Genomic DNA, 20,591 nt, shown 5'->3' with positions numbered 1-20,591 from the left:
TTCCTCACATCCTGAATACGCCGAAGCCGCGGCGTCCGGAAATCACGTTGGAATGTGCTGCGGACAGGGCCATTCCGAGCACTGAGCGGGTGTCGCGTGGGTCGATCACCCCGTCGTCGTAGATGCGGGCGGAGATGAAGAAGGCGTGCGATTCGCGCTCGATCTGCTCTTCGATCTCTGCGGTGCGCTTCGCGTCGGTCTCCAGGTCGAATTCGCGGCCGGCGGCCTGGGCGGCGGCCTTGCCCACGATGGACAGCACACCTGCGAGTTGCTGGGCGCCCATGACGGCGAGTTTGGCGTTGACCCAGGTGAACATGAACCTGGGGTCGTAGGCCCGGCCGGACATCCCGTAGTTCCCGGCGCCGAAGGATCCGCCCATGTTGATGGTGATGTGCGGGACGGTGCTGTTGGTGACGGCGTTGATCATCTTGGCGCCGTCTTTGATGATGCCGCCCTGCTCGTACTCGGTGCCGACCATAAAGCCGGTCACGTTCTGCAGGAAGATCAAGGGTGTGTCGGTCTGGTTGGCCAGCAGAATGAATTCTGTTGCCTTCTTTGATTCTTCGCTGAACAGGACACCTCGGGTGTTGGCCAGGATGCCGACGGGGAAACCGTGGATCGATGCCCATCCGGTGGCCAGGCTGGTCCCCCACCGGGGCTTGTACTCGGAGAAGCGGCTGCCGTCGACGATGCGGGCGATCACCTCTCGGGGGTCGAACGGGACGCGGGAGTCGCCCGAGGCGATCCCGAGAAGTTCGTCGCTGTCATAGAGCGGATCATCGGCCGCAGTGCTCGGTCCCGGTCCCAGCTTGCGCCAGTTCAGGTGCGCGACGATATCGCGGCCGATGCGGATAGCGTCGACCTCGTCGACGGCGAAGTAGTCACCGAGTCCCGAGACCCGGGTGTGCATGTCTGCCCCGCCCAAGGATTCGTCGTCGGCGTCCTCACCGGTTGCCATCTTGACCAGCGGCGGGCCGCCGAGGAATACCTTGGCCTGCTTGTCCACCAGCACCGCGTAGTCGCACATGCCCGGCACGTAGGCGCCACCGGCGGTGGAGTTTCCGAACACCATGGCGACGCTAGGAATGCCCATCGACGACAGTTCGGTGAGGTCCCGGAAAATTCGGCCCGCGTGCACAAACAACTCGGACTGGGTGGGCAGATCAGCACCGCCGGACTCCACCAGGTACAGCACGGGAAGCCGGTTGACTTTCGCGATCTCCAACGCGCGCAGGTTTTTGCGCAGTGTGTACGGGTTCATGGTGCCGCCACGGACGGTGGGGTCGTGGGCGATGATCATGCATTCGGCACCGCTGACGACCCCCACGCCGGTGACGATTGCAGCGCCCACGTTGAACTGGGTGCCCCACGCCGCCAGCGATGACAGTTCCAGGAACGGCGCGTCACGGTCGAGAAGCAATTCGATGCGTTCACGGGCCAGCAGTCGGCCGCGATCGTGGTGGCGTTTGACGTAGCGCTCACCGCCGCCGGCGGCCACAGCTTGGAGTTGCTCGTTGAGCGCTGCGACCGCTGCCGACTGCACTTCGTAATTGCTGACAAAGGTGTCGGAGTCGGTGTCAATCTCCGATGACAGGGCTGGCATCGATGTCCTTAACGTTGTTAGTGAATGCCAATACACTAAGTGCGTTGGCGCTGATCACAATGGGGATGCCGGCGAAACACCCCCAATAGGTGACAAAGGCCGTTCGAACGGGGCATTCACCCCACCGGCCGGCCCTCCGCGCACAGGGCCGCCAGTTCCCGCCGGGCTTGGCGGTACTGGCCGGCCAACTCCGCGACCAGTTCGTCGACCGTGGTCAGCTCGTGTACGCCGAAGACGCTGTGGCCTGCGCTCCAGGCGTCGGCGTTGGACAGCAACTGGTCTTGGGTAAACCCGTCACCGCTGCCGCCGCGCTCGCCGCCTTGGCGATCCAGCCATGCAGCCAGCAGGCTGGCCGGTATTCCGCCCACCCGGTCGGACAGCCGGACATCGTCGAGTGTCGAGGCGACCAGCGCTCGGCGGTATTCGTCGCTGGCCCGGCTTTCTGCGGTGGCGATGAACCGGGTCCCGATGTAGGCCAGGTCGGCACCAGCGGTTTGGGCGGCGAGGATCGAGCGGCCGTCTGCGATGCCGCCGGCAAGGACCAGCGGCCCGTCGAATCGTTCGCGAACAGCGCGCACAAAAGCGAAGGGGTTCGCCCAGCCGGTCTGTCCGCCCGCGCCCGCGGTTAGCAGCACCAGTCCGTCCGCGCCTGCCTCCAGCGCGGCCCAGGCATGCTGAACGCTGGCCACATCCGCGTATACCTCGGCACCGGCCGCGTGCAGTCGCTCTACGACCGGCGCCGGAGAGCCCACGCTGGTGATGACCAGTTTCACCTGGTGGCCGATAAGGCAGTCCAGGTCGGCCTGTAGTCGGGCATTGCTGCGGTGCACCACCAGGTTCGGCGCCACCGGTGCGCACCCATCCCCGGAGGCCTCCGACGCGATCTGGCCCATCCAGGAGTCGAGGTCACCAGGCGAGGGAGCGTTGTGGGTCGGGAACGAACCGATCACCCCCGCACGGCAGGCCGCAATCACCAATTCCGGTCCCGACACGTTGGTCATCGGCGCGGCGATCACCGGCAGCGCCAGAGCCCCAGGCCAGCCGGCAGATCGCATCAACGGGTCCATCTCATCCTCACCTCCTAATTAGTGAATTGAGATTTACTAGCACGGGATCGTCCTTGTCAACCGCGGCACCGCCGAATCGACGCCCAACTGCGGTTCAGCGGCAATAACGCAGGCCACGAATGGTTTGACAAAGTGATTCAGATCACCAATGATGAGGGCGCGTTAGTAAATCCTGAACCGCATTCGTGGTGATGACGACCAAGGAGCACCCCATCGGCACCGAGCTTCTGTCGCGGTCATCGTCGACCGACGACCCAAAGTTGCTGAGCGAGCAGGCCATTGCGTCCGATTGCACGCCACACCGTGACCTCGCCTCACCGGGCGAGCAGATATCGGCAGCCCTCACCGCACTGCTTGCATCCCTGGCAACGGTGAGAGACGCGCCCTCCCCGGCCGCGACTTTGGAATGCGCCCCCCACGCACTGGCCGAATCGGCGGTATTCCAGCGGGTGATGTATTCCCAGGTACGCGGGTCCACATGGTCGCCCGACGCCATATACGGGGTGGACGGGCAACGGCATGTGAGCATGCAGATCGAGTGCTACCCCACCGATCGGGTCGAAGACCTGCAGATTCCGCTGGCATCACCGCTGGTAGAGGCCGAAGTGGTGCGCCGCCGGTTACCCGCCCTGATCCTGGACGCCGACCAGGAGGCTCGGGTGTACCGTCCCCTGGTCGAACGCATGCGGACCAGCGAATACGTGGTGGCCCCCGTCGTGGCGGGTTCGGTGGTTATCGGATTGCTGCACGCAGACCGTCCCACCGACGGCCGACCGTTGACCGCAGCACATCGCGACCTGCTGCGGATGTTCGCCGACGGTGTGGGGTTGTCCTACGAACGCGCTCTACTTGTCGAACGCATCGAGCGTCAGCGCCAGTACGTCCTCGGAGTTTGCGATGCGGCAGTGGGATCGGTGACCACCACCGACATGACCAGCCCGATCCCCTTGCGCGCCAATGCCGCGGCCACCGCATCGATCGACGCACCCGAATCCGCACCGCCGCCCAGGGTTCGCCACACCAAGCCCGCCCATGCCACCGAGGTGCGGGACTCGTCTCGGTTGACCACATTGACCAGCCGGGAGCGCGAGGTCTTGGGATTGTTGGCCAGCGGCGCAACCAACGCCCAGTTGGCCGACCAACTGACCGTCGCGGAGAGCACCGTGAAATCGCACGTCAAGCACATCCTGCACAAACTCGGTGCCACCAACCGGGCCGCGGCGATCTCGTACTATCTGCGCGAAACCCGCGACGTGAACAGGTCACGCCGATGAGCGTCCTCATCGGCGGCGAGTCTTCACGCGCAGCCGGCACCGGACGGGTGCGCGCCGACTGGTCGTCGAAACAAGCCGAGTTCAGCGAGCGCTTCTCAGCGCTGCGCGCACAGGTCGTCGGTGTCTTGGGCATCGAGGGACCGCCGGGACTGGAAGCCGACTCTCCGGCACAGGCCGGCGAGGTGATCTCGGACTTCTCGAGGTTGTGCGCGTTGCGTTTGCGCGCGGTGCCTAGTTCGGACACCGAGACCGAACGACAGTTGTACACCTTGTTATTGAGGCTGCAGCAGTTGGCCATGGACTGGTATCTGTTCGAGACCGGCGTGCGCAGCCAGCGCCTGGCCGACTGCGCAGTGAGCCTCAACAGGCTGCGCGCCATGCCGACCACGGCCGCTCTGGTCGATAACGCGTGCCACGAATTGGTTTTCCGCCTGGGGTTTCGCCGCGCGGTGCTTTCCACCGTGGACGCCGCAGGGTGGAAGCCGCTGATCCTGCTGGATCGGACCGAGGTCGCCAACCGAGCCTGGTTCAGTGCGTGGCAAAACCAGCCGGTGCCGTTGATGCCGGCCACCCCAGAGGCGGTATCGCTGTCGCGGCGCCAGCCCACCCTTATCCAGGACACCGCCGATGCGCCGGTCTATCGACCGTTGATCGTCCAAGCCGGCCAGTCGCGTTCCTATGTCGTCGCACCGCTGGTGCAGGGCAGCGACGTGATGGGATTCCTGCATATCGACCATTACCCGGAGACCACTCGGGTCGACGAAGCCGATCGGGATGTGTTGTGGGCCTTTGCCGACGGTTTCAGCCATATCTACCAACGTGCCGCACTGCTGGAGAACCTGCGCCAGCAGCGCGACACCATCAGGGACATGCTGATCACCACCGTCGACCAGATCGACGATTTGTGCGACCTGGGTACCGACGCCGCCGCCTGGTCAAGCGATGACAGAGCAAATGGCCATGACCTCGGCGCAGCGCCTGGGAGCCATGCGCCGCACCGGGTGGAACTGACCGAACGCGAATCCGAGGTACTGCGGCTCATGGTGACCGGCGCCAGCAACCACGAAATCGCCGACCAACTGGTAATCACCGAGGGCACCGTGAAATCTCACGTCAAACACATTCTGCGCAAGTACGGGGCAGTCAACCGCGCCCAAGCCATCGCCTGGGCCCTGCAGAGCACCTGAGCTGGCCTGCGCCAGCCGTCAGGTCAGCGGTTGAGTGCACAGGTAGGCGCCGTCGTGATACAGCAACGGCTCCGGGCGCGCCAGGGAATCCTCGCAATGAATCTGGGCGACCGCGCCGACGACCAGCGTGGAATCGCCAGCGGCGATGAGGCGGTCCACGCGTACCCGCAACCACGTCGGCACCCCATCGAGCACGGGTTCGCCGGTCGGCAGCAGATGCCACAAGGATCGGTCGGAGAATCGCTGCTCGGCCGATCGCGAAAACCGTTGTGCCAGTTCGAGCTGCCCAGCACCGGGCAAGTGAATGACCACCGAGCGGGCTGCCCGCATGGCCTCGATACTCGACGAGGTATGGGTGATGTTGAACGACACCAACGGTGGATTCAGCGACAGGGAGGCAAACGATGTCGCGGTGAAACCCACTGGGCCGCCTGCCGACGTCATGGTGACGATGGCGACGCCGGCGGGATGGCGTCGAAGCGCGGTACGGTACTGCTCAGCGCTGACCATCATGCCGCCGACATTGTGTGCAGCTCGGGGACGACGACGTCGCGGATCAGCTCCACAACGCCCTCGCTGTCGACCGGCAGCAGGATTGCTCCGTCGGCGATGCCCAACGCGTAGATATCGGCGATCAGTCCGGACAACCCGCCCGGAGTGCCTACATAAGTCATCGTGTCACCGCATTCACACCCCGAATCGCTGATCGCAGCGCGCGCGGTGCGGGCATCGCCGGCGATCAGCACGTTGATGTCGACGACGACCACAGCGTGGGGGCAATCCTCGCGGGCCGCCGCCGCCTTGTGCGTTAGGTCCCGCAGATCCACGGCGTGGATACGGACCAACTCATCAGATCCGTTGGTCCACAACCCCTTGTCCGATACCACACCGAATCTCAGGGGCCGCCTCGGTGCGCCCGGAGATCCGGCTATGTCACGTTCTGCAGTCGCCATCGTCATCAGCTTCTCCTCGTTGCCGCTTGGGCTCAGTTCTCTGCGGGATCGATCACGATGGCGAACGCTTTGTTCTCGATTCCGCCGGAACGATCGAGTGCGATGAACTTCTCCTCGACGTATTCGTCGATCGCGTTCGGGCCTCCTTCACGGCCCAAACCGCTCTCCTTGTATCCACCGAAGGGATAGGCGGGGTGGATGATGTGCCAGTTGTTCACCCACACCATGCCTGCCTCGAGCCGGCGAGCCAGGCTGGCGGCTCGTTCGTCGCTGCCCCAAACACCGGCCGACAGGCCATAATTGGTGTCGTTGGCTATCGCGAGGGCTTGCTCGTCGGTGTCGTAGGTCATCACGACCAGTACCGGACCGAACACCTCTTCCCGGGCGATTCTCATGTCGTTGGTCACGTCGAGGAAGATGGTGGGTTCGATCCAGTAGCCCTTGTCGAAGCCCGCTCCCGAGGGTGCCTTGCCGCCGATGGCGGCGGTGGCGCCCTCTTCGGACGCGATCCGGAAGTAGTCCAGGATTCGGTCGCGTTGGGTCGGGGAGATGATCGGCCCGACGTGGGTCGTCGGGTCCAATGGGTCACCGACGCGCAATGTCGCTGCCCGCGTCAGCAGCTTGTCCACGATCTCATCGCGTCGTGACGCCGGGATGAGCAAGCGGGTGCCCGCCTCACACGCCTCGCCGTTGTTGGCCATGCATGCGAACAGGGCCCCGTCGACGGCCATGTCGATGTCGGCGTCATCCAGGATGATGTTGGCGCCCTTACCGCCCAGTTCGAGGGTAACCCTTCGCACTGAGTCCGCCGACTGGCGCAAGATGCTCTTGCCCACCGCCGTCGAGCCGGTGAACGCCACCTTGCGCACATCGGGGTGTCCAGAAAGGTGGGCGCCCACCGGCTCGCCGTCCCCGGTGACGACGTTGAATACACCGGGCGGCAAACCCACAGCGTCGAACTCGCGGGCCAGCTCCAGTGCCAGCAACGGTGCGTGCTCATCGGGCTTGAGCACCACCGAGTTACCGGCGACCAAGGCCGGCGCGATCTTCCACACCGTGGTCAGCATCGGTATGTTCCACGGCACGATGGCAGCGACCACACCGAGCGGCTCGCGCACCACAACACCGTCGGCGGCAATCGGTGCAATCGCCGGCCCGGGCGTCTCCCACTCGTAGTTCTGCGCGATCCCCGCCAGATACTGCATCTGGGCAACCGACAACCCGACGTGTAGTGCACTGGTGATGCGGATTGTGGCCCCGTTCTCGCGGCTCTGCAGGGCTGCGAGTTCCTCGGCGCGAGCGCCCAGCCTTTCGGCGACGGTGTTGATGATCGCCGCCCGCTGCGCCGGGGGGGTCCGGCGCCACGTCCCGTCGGCGAAGGCTCCCTTGGCAGCGTTCACCGCGGTGTCGACCAGCTCAGGGGTGCCTTTGGCGACAGTGGCGACCAGTTCTTCTGTTGCCGGGCTGCAGATCTCATACACCTCGTCGGTGTCGACCCACTTGCCGTCGATGTACATCGGGTAGTGCTCGGACATCGCGAGCATCCTTTCCTTAGCCGACCTGGCGAGACTTGTTGCGCCAGTAGGGTTTACGAATGGCCTTCTTGTCGACCTTGCCCGCCGGATTCAGCGGGAGACTGTCGGCAAAAAGGATGGTCTTGGGAGCGGGGATGCTTCCCAGCGCGGCCTTGACATGCTTGATGAGTTCGGATTCCAATGCCGGCCCCGTGATCTCACCGGTGCGGGCGACCACCACGGCCATCACCGCCTCACCCCACTTCTCGTCGGGCACACCGATCACCGCCGCCTGAGCTACCGCGGCATGGGTGGCCAGAACGTCCTCGACCTGACGTGGGAACACATTGAACCCGCCGCTGACCACCATGTCCTTCTTGCGGTCGACGAGGTAGAGGTAGCCGTCGGTGTCGAGGTAGCCCACGTCTCCGGTGTGCACCCACCCGCCCCGCAGTGTTTCGGCGTTGCGTGCCGGATCGAGGTAGCCCAACATTTGTCCCAGCTGGCGTGAACAGATCTCGCCCACCTCGCCGACCGGCAATATCGCATCGTTGTCGTCCTGAATCGTGACACTGACCTGAAACATCGGCCGGCCCGCACCACCGAGGCGAGCCGTCCATTGACCGACCGATTCGCCGTCACGCTTGACGTGTTCGTGTTTGCGCAGGCACGCGATGTAGCCGGGTTCGGTGCCTGCGTAGGTCTGGATGAAGATCGGTCCGAAGACCTCCAGCGCCTGGCGCAACCGCTCCGGGGTGATGGGAGACCCCGCATAGACCACGGTCTGCAGCGAAGTGAGGTCGAATTCGCTTCGGCGAGGGTGATCGAGCAGCAGGTAGATGATGGTGGGCACTAGTGCGGCTGCGGTGACGCGGTACCGCTCGATATGGGCCAGCAGCGACTCTGGCTCCAGCCCGGGAAGCATTACGTTGGTGCCACCTCGGATGAAGGTCGGCATCACAAAGATCTGCGTGAAATGCGTCAGCGGTGCGCCGTGGGCGAACACTTCGCCGAACCGGATATCGGCGATCTCCAGCCCGGCCGAAATGCTGTAGTGACTCCAGGTGAAGTGAGAATTGACCACGCCCTTGGGTTCGCCGGTGCTGCCCGAGGTGAACAGCACGTAGGCTTCGTCGTGCTCAGCGATATCGACCTGTGGTCGCTGTGAGCTCTGTGCAGCCACCAGAGTCGCAAAGTCCAGTGCGTCAACCTTGGCGGCACCTTCGACGGTGCCCACCCGGATCAGGGTCTGTAGCTTCGGCAACTGGCCCCGGATCGCGGCGACGGCGTCTTCGAACTTCGCGTGATACAGCAACGTCGTCGCGTCGGTCTGTTCCAGATTGGACTTGAATCCGTCGGCCGCAGCCCGGGTCGGCATCTGCACCAGCACCGCCCCAGCCGCCCACACGGCCTGCTGAATCGGGATGAACTCCAGGCAGTTGGGCATCAGCAGCCCGATTCGATCGCCCTTCTGAACCCCGGCACCGATCAGGGCATTGGCGATCCTGTTGCGCCACTGGCCCAGCTCGCGATAGGTAACACTCGCGCCGGACGCGGCATCCAGAATCGCGGTGCGCTCACCGTAGTAAGCGCACGCGCGATCCAGGACGTCGGGCAGCACGCCCCACACACCATCGTTGGACACCTGCGGCTATCCCGTCAGCGAAGCGGGGTCGAAGCCCTCGACCCAGTACTCCGGTGTGACGATCGGCAGGCCGAGTTCCTGCAGTACCGGGGTGTCATTCCAGTAGGTGGTTTCGCGGGCGATCTTGCCCTGGGCATCCAGCTGATGCCAGGTGATGCCCCGAGTGCTGAGGGTTTTGCCCTCGGTGGGAACGCCGCGGAACGCGCTCAGGCCCTCACCGGCCCAATTCCACAAGATGACCACTGCGGGTTGTCCATCCACGCCGGCGAGCTGGAACGCCTCGGTGGCAGTGAAGGCGTGCACACCGATCCCGTTGTCGAGGTCTGTGTTGGCGAAAGGCGCAAGCCGCGGTTCGAGCTCGGCTTTGGTGATGGCGGTGTCGATCATGTGATCGGAGTCGCCGTGGTCGTCGTAGACCAGGTCGTCGGCGTAGAGCGCGACCGCTGAAGCGGTGTCGCTAGTCAGCGCATCGACCCAGCGTTGGGCGTGCTGTCTTGCTTGGGAAGTATCCAGGCTCATCGCAATTCCTTTCAGACCAGAGCCGGGGCTTTGGCCACGGCGGTGGGGTCGACGGGCAGACCGAGATCGCGAACGGCGGTCGAGACGTCCCAGAAGCTTGCTTCCCGCGTGATACGGCCGTCTGTGTCGTAGATGTGGAAGGTGATGCCGCGGGCACCCGGGATCTTTCCGCCGGTCGGGACCCCGACGAACGCCGCTGCCGTGGGGGCGTGCCAGGTCCAGCGGTAGATCGCGGCGTTCTTGTCTCCGACCACCTCGTCGATGCGGAAGTTGTTGATACCGATGCCGTTTTCGGTGTCTTTGTTGGCGTAGGGGGCGAACACCCGCAACAGTTCCTCTTTGGAGGTGATTCTCTGGCCGAGAATCGGGTCTTCGAACAGGAAGTCGTCGGCGTATAGGGCGACCACGGCTTCTGCGCTGGTGCGGAACGCTTTCAACCATTTGACCGCGAATGTATGACTCATCGGAAAGTTCAACTCCTCGCGTTGAAATGCAAGTTAGACAACTCCGAGGCTATGGACGACGGACCTGCTGCGGCGACTACCGGGGGGAGGAAACCTCCTGCCCGTAGGGGGGACATGATCCTGCTGCCCCATAACTCTGTCAGCGAGACGGTCTCCTCCGATGCCGGAGCGAGTTCCCCCTTGGGAGAGGTGTGCAGCCCTAGTGGCCGGAGCAGCATGTGGACGACCGGACACCAATAGCTATAGGGAGTGACCATGTTGGAACAAGATCTGACCGACGAAGACTTCGAGCCCTACTTCGCCAAGGCGCAGGAGGTCTCTGAATTCTTCCGCGAGATCGGCCCGAAGTACGACGTGGAAAACACGTTCGCCTACCCGTCGATCGATGTCTTCAAAAAATCCGGGTTGGGCAAGCTACCCGTGCCGAAGGCATTTGGCGGGCCCGGTGCCAACATCCTTCAGGTATCGAAGATCGTCTCGGAGCTGTCACGGGGTGACTCGGCGATCACGCTCGCTTACAACATGCACTACATAATGGTCGGCATTGCCGGAAACCTGATGACTGATGAGCAGAACAAGTACTGGTTGGGCCGCGTCGCCGACGGCGAGCTGATGTTCGGGCCGTTCTCCGAGCAGCGCGCCGGCTTCTCCGGTCTGGCCGACATGAAGGCCGTACCGCAGGCCGGTGGCGGCTGGAAGATCTACGGCAAGAAGACCTGGGGCACGTTATGTGAGGCCGCAGACATCATCACCACCAATGCCACCGAAACCGATGCCGACGGCAACCTCCCAGAGACTTTCGAAGGCCGGATCGCCGCCGAGAAACTGTTCATCGGCGACTTCAAGGTCGACAAGAACGGTGTCGGCGACGGAATCCGGATTGAGAAGACCTGGAACGCACTCGGTATGCACGCCACCGGAACCCAGACCATCGTGTTCGACGGATACTTCGTGCCCGAGGACGGTTTCGTCTCGCCTTGGCGTGCCGGCGCTTTCGGTGTACTCGAGTGGGCGTCTCTGATGTTCGCCAGCATCTATCTCGGTATGCAGCAACGGATTCTGGAAGAGTCGGTGGCTGTCCTGTCGAAGAAGCACCTCGGCGCCACTTTCGGGGCCATCGTCGCCGCCGACACTGAGGTCAAGAGCGTCGGACACATCATCGACGGTATCGGCGACATGGCCTCCCGGGTCGAGATGTCGCGTCGCGTTCTCTACCAGACCTGCCAGGAGCAGATCGAAGGCAAGGACAAACTCTGGGCGCCGGAGCTGCGATTCCCCTACCTCGGCCTGGCCAAGACGTTCGTCGCCGACAACGTCATGCATATGTCGCGGCATGCCATGAGCCTCGTCGGCGGCTCGTCCTTCCGAAAAGGCACCATCTTCGAGCGGCTCTACCGCGATTCGGCGGCATCGATGTTCCAGCCGCTCAATGCTGACCAGACTCGCACCTACGTCGGCCAGTTTCTACTCGAGCAGGCTGCGGCCAAGTAAACGACGCGGCGCCAGTGTCCGACGCCCCGGTGGATTTGATCCGCCGGGGCGCACGTCATGACTGCGATGTGTCAAGCCTGGCTACCCAATTGACGGACCCGACCTGCATCCTGAGGCTAACGCGGGTCGACCCTGTCAGCGCCGTGTCATGCGGGCCAATCATGATCCAAGGCTTGCCAGCCGACCGCGTTCCAGATGGTGTGCGCTGTGCGTACCAAGATATGAGCCACAACGTGTTTCAGCCAGAATCGCAGATCGATCGATTTGCAGACCGCATTTTCGATCACATGCGAATCATCGTCCTATGACACCAAATCCGCGCATATCAGTGTGACAGTACCGTCTCGAACAATGGCGGTCAGCCTCCCTCACCAGACCAGTCAAACGAAAGCGGTCGGGCACCAGACGCCAGCCATTGCCCTCGTGGCGTATGGAGAAGTCCTGCCATCGGCTGGTCCTCTGTTTCCAGGCCGCGGCATTCCTCAGCACCGATGAGCAGATCACCGCGTGCGCGCTTAACCCGACAGACCTCTGCGAAGGTATCCGTGCAGGTTCACTGGCGTAGACAGCAAGGCATCCACCGCCCATTTCGCCACGTTGCGCCGGATCGTCGACTACGCGGGCGTAGCAATGCTTTTCGGTGAGCGAGCAGATTCTGGAGCGTGCGCCACGATCGCGACGGTCTGAGCACCAGACTTCAGGCCTATTGAGCGCGTGTGCGATTCGTTATCACAGGAGGCGGTTACGCACTTGGTGACCCCAACGACGACGGGCCACCGTGAAGCCAGGGTCTCGAATCGACTAGTTCGGAGGATAAGCCGGTGGCGGATACGTGCCACGCAATGCCCACGGCAACCAGTTGAAGAAGAACTCGAGCTCATCGCTCGCGTCGTAGTCCGGAACCGGATCCATATTCCACCCCTTCGCCGGGCAATGTTTCGAGACATTGTATCGTTGCAAATCGATAAACCACTAACTCTTTAACTGTTTATTCGGACGATCTGGGCCTGCCTTCAGAAGCGGGACGGATCGGCCCGAACTACCTGCCCGCCCACCTGAACCACGAGCCAAGCTAGGCGCACAACCAACCGCCAGGAGGACCATGTCGCTGTCTGGGAAGACCATGTTCATCTCCGGCGCCAGCCGCGGTATCGGCCTGGCCATCGCCAAGAAGGCCGCCGCCGACGGCGCCAACATCGCGTTGGTCGCCAAGACCGCCGAACCGCATCCCAAGCTCGAAGGCACCGTCTACACCGCCGCCAAGGAGATCGAGGACGCCGGCGGGCAGGCCCTGCCGATCGTCGGTGACGTCCGCGACGGCGACTCGGTGGCAGCCGCGGTCGCCAAGGCCGTCGAGCAGTTCGGCGGCATCGACCTCTGCGTCAACAACGCCTCGGCCATCAACCTCGGCTCCATCGAGGAAGTTCCGCTCAAGCGCTTCGACCTGATGAACGGGATCCAGATCCGCGGCACCTATGCCGTGTCGCAGGCCTGCATCCCGCACATGAAGGGCCGCGAAAACCCGCACATCCTCACACTGTCCCCGCCGATCCGGCTGGAATCCGAGTGGCTCAAGCCCACCGCCTACATGATGGCAAAGTTCGGAATGACGTTGTGCGCGTTGGGTATCGCCGAAGAGATGCGGGAGGCAGGCATCGCTTCGAACACACTGTGGCCGCGCACCCTGGTGGCCACCGCAGCGGTGCAGAACCTGCTCGGCGGCGACGAGGCGATCGGCCGGGCCCGCAAGCCTTCGGTGTATGCCGATGCGGCGTACACGATCTTCAACAAGCCCGCGCGGGAGTACACCGGGCAGAGCCTCCTGTGCGAGGACGTGCTACTCGACAACGGCGTGACCGATCTGTCGGTGTACGACTGCGTGCCCGGGTCCGACCTCGGCGTGGACCTGTGGGTGGACACCCCCAACCCGCCCGGATACACCGCCCCGTAGCACGATCGCCCCTGGAGATTATCCAGTTCCATGCCGCGATCCCTGCGAATTTGAACCGCTGCCCACCGTCCCAGAAGTGCCTTCTTGGACGGTGGGCAGCTTCGCGTACACCGATGAGGAGTCCCGCGAGGCCCATCACGGCCATCCCAGACGGACGTATCGACACTCGTCCCGCATCAGCAGCCATACATCGCTCGGTGAGGGTCGCGCTGCCGCCGGTCGACCTAAACACCAACGATCCTGGATTAGTTAGCACATTTATCGACTGTGTGCTGAATCACCGCACGCCGACGTGCCGAAACCGCTTTTCCGGGTATAGCCTCACGTTGTACTGAACTTAGTTAGGTTAAGGCGGAAAGGTGAGAGTCGGATGCACATCACAATCGACGAAACGAAATGCTGCGGCGCGGGCCAGTGCGTGCTCGCCGCCCCAGACATCTTTGACCAGCGTGAAGATGACGGCGTGGTCATTCTGCTGAACGCTGATCCCCCCGAGGACCAGTACGGTCCGGCGCGGGAGGCAGCGGCGGTGTGTCCTGCGGCGCTGATCGAGGTACACGAATGACACCAGCACCATCCGTGCTGATCGTCGGCGCCTCGGCGGCCGGGTTATCGGTTGCTGATAATTTGCGGAGAGGCAACTTTGCCGGTCGACTGACGATGATCGGCGAGGAGCACCACCTGCCCTACGACCGTCCCCCTCTGTCCAAAGAAGTGCTGTCGGGGCTTTGGCCGGACAGCAAGACTCAACTCCGGGATCGGAGCACGTTCTCCGAACTCGACATCGACCTGCGCCTTGGGACGGTCGCTGAACGCGTCGACAGCGCCGCTCGCATCGTCACCTGTTCCGACGGTACCCAGATCACCTACGACGACCTGGTGATCGCTACCGGGGTCCGCCCCCGGCCACTGCCCGGCACCGAGGGTCTCCAGGGAGTGCATATGCTGCGCACCCTCGACGATGCCCAACGGCTGCGCTCAGCCCTCGATGGGCGTCCCCGCTTGGTGATCGTCGGCGCAGGATTCTTGGGCGCAGAGGTGGCTTCAGTGGCACGCACCGCCGGGGCCGACGTGACACTGATTTCCGATATCGAGTCACCTCTGTCCGACGTGATTGGCACCGAACTCGGCGGGCTGTTGCTGCGCGCGCATACCGACCACGGCGTGCACCTCAAGACCGGCGTGAAAGTAGCTGCCGTCACGCACCACGACAACCGGGTCACGGGAGTCGAACTGGCCGACGGCTCGACGCTGCCTGCCGACGCGGTCCTGGTTGCGATCGGATCAGTCCCCAACACCGAATGGCTTGCCGGCAGCGGTATCCCGATTGGCAACGGGGTGATCTGTGACGAATTCTGCCGTGCGCAACCCGGAGTGTGGGCCGCCGGCGATGTCGCCTCCTGGCACCACGTTGAGCTCGACGAGCGCCTCAGGCTGGAGCATCGCACCAACGCCGCCGAGCAGGGTATCGCGGTGGCACGCAACATCCTTGCCGCCGACAGCCCTACTCCCTTCACACCCGTCCCCTACATCTGGTCAGACCAATACGACCTGAAACTGCAGATCTACGGACAGACCCGTGGGGCAGACGCGTTCGCCGTCATCGACGGCGATCTGGCCGACCGCAAATTTGTCGCGGTCTACGGCAAGGACGGACATGTCCGTGGGGCCGTCGGCGCCGGGATGATCCGCCCACTACGGGCGGCGCGCGCCCTCGTCGCCGCCCGCGCACCCTGGTCCACCATCGAACAAGGAGCATCAGTATGAGTGTTCAAACCCACAGCGCTACAACAGGCTCCGTGCGCATCGCACCGCGGGCCGGCGTCATCGGCCTTGGCATGATCGGTGGCGGTGTCGCTGTCAGCCTGGCCCGCAGCGGACGCATCCCGGTCGTCTACGACATCCGCCCCGACGCTGCCGACGGCCTGCTGGGAGTACCACCCGTGGCGGCCTCGCCCGCCGACGTGGCTCGCGACAGCGATGTCGTGCTGGTTGCAGTGGTCGATGCCGCCCAGGCCAGGACCGTGCTGTGTGCCGATGACGGTGTGCTCGCCGGCGCTCACCCCGGCCTCGTCGTGGTGCTGCTGAGCACCGTTGCCGTCCCGGTCGTGCACGAGCTCGCCCGGGCGTGCTCGGCCAAAGGTGTCGAATTGCTGGACTGCGGAGTCACTCCGGGCGATCAGGCAGCCAACAACGGCCTGGTTGCCATCCTCGGCGGCAACGACGACGCCGTCCGCGCGGCGATGCCCGTTCTGGTCGACTTCGCCAAGGAGGTGGTGCACTGCGGGCCCCTCGGTGCCGGCATGGCCACCAAGATCGCCCGCAACGTCATCACCTACGGCACCTGGCGCGCAGTCCACGAAGCCGCGGGACTTGTCCACGCCGCGGGTGTTGCACCGGAAAGACTGATCGAAGTGGTTCAGGCAGCCGACCCCGACGGCGCCACGTTGTTCTCCTGGCTGCGCAATCAGATTGCCGCACAGCCGGATACCCGCGCGCTTGTCCCGCAAGTGCGCCGGTTGATGGACAAGGACCTCGCCGCCGCACAGGAACTGGCCGCCGATTGCGGTGTCGCCGTACCGCTGGTCGACGCAACCCGCGGTAACGGCGCTGAAACCCTGGACATCCCCATGAGGAGCACCGATGAGTGAGACCACAGAACTCGGCTTGAAAACGATGGACGCCGTCTACGGACCCGGCTTCGCCGAGTCGCTTCCCGACGAGCGGACTCCGACGTTGGAAATGACCGTAGACCATCTGTTCGGCGAGGTGTGGAGCCGGCCAGGCCTGTCCATTCGGGACCGTCGACTGCTCGTTCTGGGCGCCACCGCGGCGCTGGGCCGGGCCGACCTGGTCGAGATCCAGGTGCGCGGTGCGCTGGCCAACGACGAGCTGTCCGCGGGCGAACTGCGCGAAGCCGTTCTGCAACTGCAGTACTACGTCGGCTGGGGCAACGGAACCCAGCTGAACAACGGTGTCGAGGCCGCGCTGCGGGCCCACGCCGAAAGCAATCACGAGAAGCCGGAGAACCACAAATGACCATCGAACTCGACGTTCCCGCCATGCCCGTCGAACGGCAACGACTGCTCGACCCGCCAATGGCCTACTACCACCTGCGCGAAGAGCAACCCATCACCCGCATCCGGTTCCCCAGCGGCCGAATCGGTTGGCTGGTCACGCGATTCGAGGAAGGCAGCCAGGTCTTCTCCGATCCTCGAATGAGCTCCGCGCGACCCCGCCACGACGTTCCGCCTGAGGAAGGCGTCGATCCCAACTCCAACGACACATCCGAAGCGGTCGATCCGACTTTCGTGTTCATGGACGAGCCCGACCACAGCGCCTACCGCCGGCTGCTCTCAGGGCGGTTCACCCCGAAAGCGGTCCAAACTCGGTTGCAGCCCTACATCGACCAGATCGTGACCGAGCATCTCGACACCATTGAGGCGCTCGGGTCCGACGGCGAACCGGTCGACCTCATTGAACATCTGGCTCTGCCCATCCCGTGCCTCGTCATCTGCGAGCTACTGGGTGTCCCCTACGCCGACCGGGATAAATTCCACCATGCCACCGAGGCCATGATGGACACCAGCCGCACTCGCGCTGAACGTGCCGAAGGCGGCCTCTGGCTGCGTGATTACATCACCACGTTGGTCGCCGAGAAGCGAGCCGATCCTGCCTCAGAAGGGCTGCTGGCCGATCTCATTCGCAGCAGCCAGGAGGAAGGCTCGATCCTGACCGACAACGATCTGGTGTCCATCGGTGTCCTACTGCTGTTCGCCGGTCACGACACCACCATGGCGATGATCGGCCTGTCCACCCTGACATTGCTCACGCACCCGGAGGCGCGTCAGAACCTGGTGGAACATCCCGACAAAGTGGGCCCCGCCGTCGAGGAACTGCTGCGCTACCTGACCATCGTCCAATTCGGCCTCGGCCGGACCGCGAAGGAGGATCTCGAAATCGGTGGTCAGCAGATCGCCAAGGGAGACCTGGTGGTGGTGGCGATGCCTGCGGCCAACCGGGACCCGCGAGTATTCGACAATCCCGATGAACCCGACTTTGACCGGAAGATCACCCGGCACCTGGCCTTCGGCTACGGCGTGCACCAGTGCTTGGGGCAAAATGTCGCCCGCGCCGAGTTGAAAACCATTCTGCCTCAGTTGTTCACGCGGTTCCCGGAGTTGCGCCTTGCGACGCCGCTCGATCAGGTCGAGATGGATACCTATGGGACGAACTACGGAGTGCGCAAACTTCTCGCCACCTGGTGATCCCACACTCCGCGATCGGCACCGCTTAGGCTGGACCGGCGGTGTCGATTGCGGAGGTGTGGTGGAGCAGGTCGCAAACGTGCCAGCGCGGCGACGACGCCGGCGCGGGCAGGGAGATCTTCGCGGCGAGGTACTCGACGCCGTGAATCGGCTGCTCGACAGATGGGGTAGCGACGAGAAGCTCACCATGCGCGCCGTCGCTCAGGAAGTCGGAGTCGCCGCGCCCAGTATCTACCTGCACTTCTCCGACAAGGCCGAGCTGGTCTGGGCGGCCCTGTCCGAGAAATACGCTCAGCTGGCTGACCAGATGGACGTGGCCGAACGCACCGCCGATAGGGAGGGGCCGCGCGAGCGGCTCCGGGCCCAGGTCCACTCCTACTGCAGATTCGCGATGGACAATCCGGGCCACTACCGGCTGATGTACGAAATACGACAACCGGCAGTGGACCCCGAACGGATGGGCCTGCACCCGGCACGGCAGGTGTCGGGCCGGCTGCGACGCGCATTGGCCGCATGCGCCGACGCGGGCTATCCGCTCACCCTGCCGCTGTACCAGGCGACGCACACCCTCTGGACCGGCCTGCACGGATTGGTGTCGATCCAGCACAGTCTTGCCATGGCGGGATCGATCGATCAGCTCGACGACATGGCCGACGGTCTCCTCGACGTGCTGGTCAGCCCGGAACAGCGGGACGGCCCAGCGTATCCGCCGCAAACAGACGTGGACCGCTTCATCGCCGAAACCGTCGTCGATGAGCCTTAGCTCAATCGACCGTCGACGAAGACGCTTTCTGGAATGCCGTCGTCCAGACCCTCCGGCATCGAACGGCCGTTGCGAGCCAGCAGGTCGACTGCGCTCACACCGGTGGCTTGCCAGCCGTGGGCTTCGAGCCAGTCAACGACCTCAGTACGCTCCTCTTCATAAAGGAGGTTGCCGGATGCGGCGATGTCCTCCCGGCCGAGTTTGGCAGCAGCCTCGCGATACCGCTGCATCTGCTCCTCGCGACGCGCGAAACTCTCGGCGCTGAAGAACTCGTTGCTGAATGCCTCCACCGCCACCCGGCTGCCCGGCGCGCTCAACTCTGTGATCCGCTCGAACAGCACGTCCTGCGCCTCGGCTGTCAGGTACGGCAGCAGGCCCTCGGCCGACCAGGCCGTCGGCGCTGCGGGATCGAAACCCGCTGCGCGCAGAGCGGCCGGCCAGTCGTTGCGCAGGTCGATAGGAACACCTACATAGGTCGCCAGCGGTGATACCCCCCGCGCTTCCAGAGTGGCGAACTTGAAGTCCAGTACTTTGGGTTGATCGATCTCGTACACCACGCTGCCGGCGGGCCAGTCCAACCGCCAAGCTCGCGCATCCAGACCTGCCGCCAGGATCACTGACTGCCGGATGCCGCTCGCCGCCGCATCGGTGAAGAATTCGTCGAAGAACAACGTGCGCGACGCGGTGTAGCCCATCATCGCCTGCATCCGCTCTTTGAAATGGGGGTCCAGTGCCGCCAGTTCGGCGGGCAATTCTTCCGGTCGAAGGTACATGTTCCAGAGACCATCGCCGGCGGCCTCCAGAAACATCTGCGCATACGGATCACGGATCAACGGGTTCTCACTGTTGGTCTCCGCCGCCCGACCCGCGGCGACACCCAAGGCGGTGGCACCCACGCTCTCGTTGATGTCCCAGCTGTCGCCTTCTGTTCTAGCCATGGTTGCCCCTTCGCCGTCTTCGTCCGATGTCCACGGACGAAGTCCAAATCATTATACTGACTAACTTTCCCTGGGCGGTGGGAAGTAAATCTCCTGGGCCGCCGTGCAGACCAAATCGCCGGCCCGGTTATAGATCGCGCCCGTCGCCAGAGCGCGTCCGGCGACTCCGGTGGTTGAGGTCTGTTCGTAGAAAAGCCAATCCGAGAAATCAGCAGGGCGGTGGAACCACACTGTGTGATCGAGAAGAGCCGAGATATCGTATTGCGATTTCCGCATCGGCCCCAGCGTGGCCTCCACCGGCGTGAGAGCGCTCTGCAGGGTGAGCACACAACTGTTCACCACCGGGTCCGCCGGAACCGCACCCCTGGCGCGCAGCCAGATGCGACTCACCGGGCCAGAGGGCTCTTCTGAGTCCATGGCGATGCGCGGCGGCGGGTCGAGATAGCGGACGTCGAACGGTCGTTCCTCGATCCAAAACCCGCCGAACTCTTCGGCGTAGGGCGCGAGTTGTTGTTCGATGGGCATCAACGATTCCGGCGGTGGCGCCGCGGGCATCGTGCGCTGGTACCCGGCGGAGTGGACGCCTGCGGTGAACGAGGCGAGGCCCTCCATCAGCACCTCGCCGGCCTGGGTGGCGGCGATGCGGCGGGCCGAAAAGGTGCCGCCGTCATGCAGTCGGGTGACCTCGAACCGGACCGGCCAACGTGCATCACCACGGCGCAAGAAGTAGACGTGCAGGCTGTGCGGCCGGCGCCCCTGTGCGGTCCGGCTTGCAGCCATCAACGCCTGCGCAGCGATCTGACCACCGACGATGTGATGGTTGGGCGGATCGGGTTGGGTGCCCTCGAAGGTGTCGCCCCCCAACGGTGCGAGTTCAAACAAGTTCAACACATCCGCCAGCGTTACCAGCATCCAACCCTCGATCCCCGTGTCACTAAAACGATAAATAGTTTA

20 protein-coding genes are annotated in these 20,591 nt (G+C 64.0%); 10 read left to right on the top strand and 10 right to left on the bottom strand.

Features of this window, described 5'->3' with window-relative positions:
* Positions 1-4 precede the first annotated feature (4 nt).
* A complete protein-coding gene (locus AC4LGL_RS06645; RefSeq protein WP_061263298.1) occupies positions 5-1,603 on the bottom strand; it encodes an acyl-CoA carboxylase subunit beta in 1,599 nt (532 codons plus the stop codon).
* 116 nt (positions 1,604-1,719) lie between these two features.
* The gene (locus AC4LGL_RS06640; protein WP_061263297.1) at positions 1,720-2,670 is read right to left on the bottom strand and encodes an NAD(P)H-dependent flavin oxidoreductase; all 951 of its coding nucleotides are present in this window, start codon (positions 2,668-2,670) and stop codon (positions 1,720-1,722) included.
* Between the two features lie 191 nt (positions 2,671-2,861).
* On the opposite strand from AC4LGL_RS06640, the gene AC4LGL_RS06635 reads away from it, so the two are divergent.
* Positions 2,862-3,944, top strand: a complete 1,083-nt coding sequence (locus AC4LGL_RS06635) for a LuxR C-terminal-related transcriptional regulator (RefSeq protein ID WP_234815571.1) — start codon at positions 2,862-2,864, stop codon at positions 3,942-3,944.
* The gene (locus AC4LGL_RS06630) at positions 3,941-5,131 is read left to right on the top strand and encodes a LuxR C-terminal-related transcriptional regulator (protein WP_061263296.1); all 1,191 of its coding nucleotides are present in this window, start codon (positions 3,941-3,943) and stop codon (positions 5,129-5,131) included. The genes AC4LGL_RS06635 and AC4LGL_RS06630 overlap by 4 nt, the downstream gene beginning before the upstream one ends.
* A gap of 18 nt (positions 5,132-5,149) precedes the next feature.
* Here AC4LGL_RS06630 and AC4LGL_RS06625 read toward each other — a convergent pair whose 3' ends face one another.
* From AC4LGL_RS06625 to AC4LGL_RS06600, 6 genes are read right to left on the bottom strand one after another with little or no spacing between them, the layout of a single operon-like run.
* Positions 5,150-5,644 (bottom strand): flavin reductase family protein, encoded by a 495-nt coding sequence (locus AC4LGL_RS06625; protein ID WP_061263295.1) that lies wholly within the window; start codon positions 5,642-5,644, stop codon positions 5,150-5,152.
* On the bottom strand, positions 5,641-6,090 hold the full coding sequence (locus tag AC4LGL_RS06620; protein WP_061263294.1) for a hypothetical protein: 450 nt from the start codon (positions 6,088-6,090) through the stop codon (positions 5,641-5,643). Before AC4LGL_RS06620 ends, AC4LGL_RS06625 begins: the two co-directional genes overlap by 4 nt.
* Before the next feature lie 26 nt (positions 6,091-6,116).
* A complete protein-coding gene (locus tag AC4LGL_RS06615; RefSeq protein ID WP_061263354.1) occupies positions 6,117-7,619 on the bottom strand; it encodes an aldehyde dehydrogenase family protein in 1,503 nt (500 codons plus the stop codon).
* Between the two features lie 16 nt (positions 7,620-7,635).
* The gene (locus AC4LGL_RS06610) at positions 7,636-9,243 is read right to left on the bottom strand and encodes an AMP-binding protein (protein WP_077743326.1); all 1,608 of its coding nucleotides are present in this window, start codon (positions 9,241-9,243) and stop codon (positions 7,636-7,638) included.
* Positions 9,244-9,249: 6 nt separating this feature from the next.
* The gene (locus tag AC4LGL_RS06605) at positions 9,250-9,762 is read right to left on the bottom strand and encodes a ketosteroid isomerase-related protein (RefSeq protein ID WP_077743325.1); all 513 of its coding nucleotides are present in this window, start codon (positions 9,760-9,762) and stop codon (positions 9,250-9,252) included.
* Between the two features lie 11 nt (positions 9,763-9,773).
* Complete coding sequence (locus tag AC4LGL_RS06600; protein ID WP_036446991.1) at positions 9,774-10,226, bottom strand: nuclear transport factor 2 family protein; 453 nt, start codon at positions 10,224-10,226, stop codon at positions 9,774-9,776.
* Positions 10,227-10,481: 255 nt separating this feature from the next.
* On the opposite strand from AC4LGL_RS06600, the gene AC4LGL_RS06595 reads away from it, so the two are divergent.
* The 8 genes from AC4LGL_RS06595 (at position 10,482) to AC4LGL_RS06560 (ending at position 18,699) form a co-directional block, all read left to right on the top strand.
* Positions 10,482-11,717 carry an acyl-CoA dehydrogenase family protein gene (locus tag AC4LGL_RS06595; protein WP_061263353.1) on the top strand — a complete coding sequence of 412 codons (1,236 nt, stop codon included), beginning with the start codon at positions 10,482-10,484 and terminating at the stop codon, positions 11,715-11,717.
* Positions 11,718-12,819: 1,102 nt separating this feature from the next.
* Positions 12,820-13,668 (top strand): SDR family oxidoreductase, encoded by an 849-nt coding sequence (locus AC4LGL_RS06590; protein ID WP_061263291.1) that lies wholly within the window; start codon positions 12,820-12,822, stop codon positions 13,666-13,668.
* A gap of 370 nt (positions 13,669-14,038) precedes the next feature.
* The gene (locus AC4LGL_RS06585; RefSeq protein ID WP_061263290.1) at positions 14,039-14,233 is read left to right on the top strand and encodes a ferredoxin; all 195 of its coding nucleotides are present in this window, start codon (positions 14,039-14,041) and stop codon (positions 14,231-14,233) included.
* Entirely contained in the window at positions 14,230-15,435 is a 1,206-nt protein-coding gene (locus AC4LGL_RS06580; protein ID WP_061263289.1) for an NAD(P)/FAD-dependent oxidoreductase, read from the top strand. The genes AC4LGL_RS06585 and AC4LGL_RS06580 overlap by 4 nt, the downstream gene beginning before the upstream one ends.
* On the top strand, positions 15,432-16,319 hold the full coding sequence (locus AC4LGL_RS06575) for an NAD(P)-dependent oxidoreductase (RefSeq protein ID WP_201027954.1): 888 nt from the start codon (positions 15,432-15,434) through the stop codon (positions 16,317-16,319). The genes AC4LGL_RS06580 and AC4LGL_RS06575 overlap by 4 nt, the downstream gene beginning before the upstream one ends.
* Positions 16,312-16,707, top strand: coding sequence for a carboxymuconolactone decarboxylase family protein (locus tag AC4LGL_RS06570; RefSeq protein ID WP_064774126.1), 396 nt, complete (start codon positions 16,312-16,314; stop codon positions 16,705-16,707). The genes AC4LGL_RS06575 and AC4LGL_RS06570 overlap by 8 nt, the downstream gene beginning before the upstream one ends.
* Positions 16,704-17,936, top strand: a complete 1,233-nt coding sequence (locus AC4LGL_RS06565) for a cytochrome P450 (RefSeq protein ID WP_061263288.1) — start codon at positions 16,704-16,706, stop codon at positions 17,934-17,936. Before AC4LGL_RS06570 ends, AC4LGL_RS06565 begins: the two co-directional genes overlap by 4 nt.
* 61 nt (positions 17,937-17,997) lie before the next feature.
* On the top strand, positions 17,998-18,699 hold the full coding sequence (locus AC4LGL_RS06560) for a TetR/AcrR family transcriptional regulator (RefSeq protein ID WP_234815569.1): 702 nt from the start codon (positions 17,998-18,000) through the stop codon (positions 18,697-18,699).
* Here the strand turns inward: AC4LGL_RS06560 and AC4LGL_RS06555 are convergent.
* Together AC4LGL_RS06555 and AC4LGL_RS06550 are read right to left on the bottom strand one after the other, a co-directional pair.
* Positions 18,696-19,637, bottom strand: a complete 942-nt coding sequence (locus AC4LGL_RS06555; RefSeq protein ID WP_061263286.1) for an SAM-dependent methyltransferase — start codon at positions 19,635-19,637, stop codon at positions 18,696-18,698. The genes AC4LGL_RS06560 and AC4LGL_RS06555 overlap by 4 nt on opposite strands.
* 60 nt (positions 19,638-19,697) lie before the next feature.
* The gene (locus tag AC4LGL_RS06550) at positions 19,698-20,528 is read right to left on the bottom strand and encodes an acyl-CoA thioesterase (RefSeq protein WP_308207267.1); all 831 of its coding nucleotides are present in this window, start codon (positions 20,526-20,528) and stop codon (positions 19,698-19,700) included.
* Positions 20,529-20,591: the final 63 nt, after the last annotated feature.

This window comes from Mycolicibacterium arcueilense, assembly GCF_058536225.1.
The sequence above is the reverse complement of the archived record's forward strand: the minus strand, read 5'-3'. Positions and strand labels throughout refer to the sequence as shown.

What these genes read in the sequence shown, in the direction of transcription:
- AC4LGL_RS06575 (WP_201027954.1), top strand. Translation starts at nt 15,432, where the DNA reads ATGAGTGTTCAAACCCACAGCGCTACAACAGGCTCCGTGCGCATCGCA.
- AC4LGL_RS06570 (WP_064774126.1), top strand. Translation starts at nt 16,312, where the DNA reads ATGAGTGAGACCACAGAACTCGGCTTGAAAACGATGGACGCCGTCTAC.
- AC4LGL_RS06590 (WP_061263291.1), top strand. Translation starts at nt 12,820, where the DNA reads ATGTCGCTGTCTGGGAAGACCATGTTCATCTCCGGCGCCAGCCGCGGT.
- AC4LGL_RS06565 (WP_061263288.1), top strand. Translation starts at nt 16,704, where the DNA reads ATGACCATCGAACTCGACGTTCCCGCCATGCCCGTCGAACGGCAACGA.
- AC4LGL_RS06585 (WP_061263290.1), top strand. Translation starts at nt 14,039, where the DNA reads ATGCACATCACAATCGACGAAACGAAATGCTGCGGCGCGGGCCAGTGC.
- AC4LGL_RS06600 (WP_036446991.1), bottom strand. Translation starts at nt 10,226, where the DNA reads ATGAGTCATACATTCGCGGTCAAATGGTTGAAAGCGTTCCGCACCAGC.
- AC4LGL_RS06580 (WP_061263289.1), top strand. Translation starts at nt 14,230, where the DNA reads ATGACACCAGCACCATCCGTGCTGATCGTCGGCGCCTCGGCGGCCGGG.
- AC4LGL_RS06630 (WP_061263296.1), top strand. Translation starts at nt 3,941, where the DNA reads ATGAGCGTCCTCATCGGCGGCGAGTCTTCACGCGCAGCCGGCACCGGA.
- AC4LGL_RS06645 (WP_061263298.1), bottom strand. Translation starts at nt 1,603, where the DNA reads ATGCCAGCCCTGTCATCGGAGATTGACACCGACTCCGACACCTTTGTC.
- AC4LGL_RS06620 (WP_061263294.1), bottom strand. Translation starts at nt 6,090, where the DNA reads ATGACGATGGCGACTGCAGAACGTGACATAGCCGGATCTCCGGGCGCA.
- AC4LGL_RS06605 (WP_077743325.1), bottom strand. Translation starts at nt 9,762, where the DNA reads ATGAGCCTGGATACTTCCCAAGCAAGACAGCACGCCCAACGCTGGGTC.
- AC4LGL_RS06595 (WP_061263353.1), top strand. Translation starts at nt 10,482, where the DNA reads ATGTTGGAACAAGATCTGACCGACGAAGACTTCGAGCCCTACTTCGCC.
- AC4LGL_RS06615 (WP_061263354.1), bottom strand. Translation starts at nt 7,619, where the DNA reads ATGTCCGAGCACTACCCGATGTACATCGACGGCAAGTGGGTCGACACC.
- AC4LGL_RS06640 (WP_061263297.1), bottom strand. Translation starts at nt 2,670, where the DNA reads ATGGACCCGTTGATGCGATCTGCCGGCTGGCCTGGGGCTCTGGCGCTG.
- AC4LGL_RS06635 (WP_234815571.1), top strand. Translation starts at nt 2,862, where the DNA reads ATGACGACCAAGGAGCACCCCATCGGCACCGAGCTTCTGTCGCGGTCA.
- AC4LGL_RS06625 (WP_061263295.1), bottom strand. Translation starts at nt 5,644, where the DNA reads ATGATGGTCAGCGCTGAGCAGTACCGTACCGCGCTTCGACGCCATCCC.
- AC4LGL_RS06555 (WP_061263286.1), bottom strand. Translation starts at nt 19,637, where the DNA reads ATGGCTAGAACAGAAGGCGACAGCTGGGACATCAACGAGAGCGTGGGT.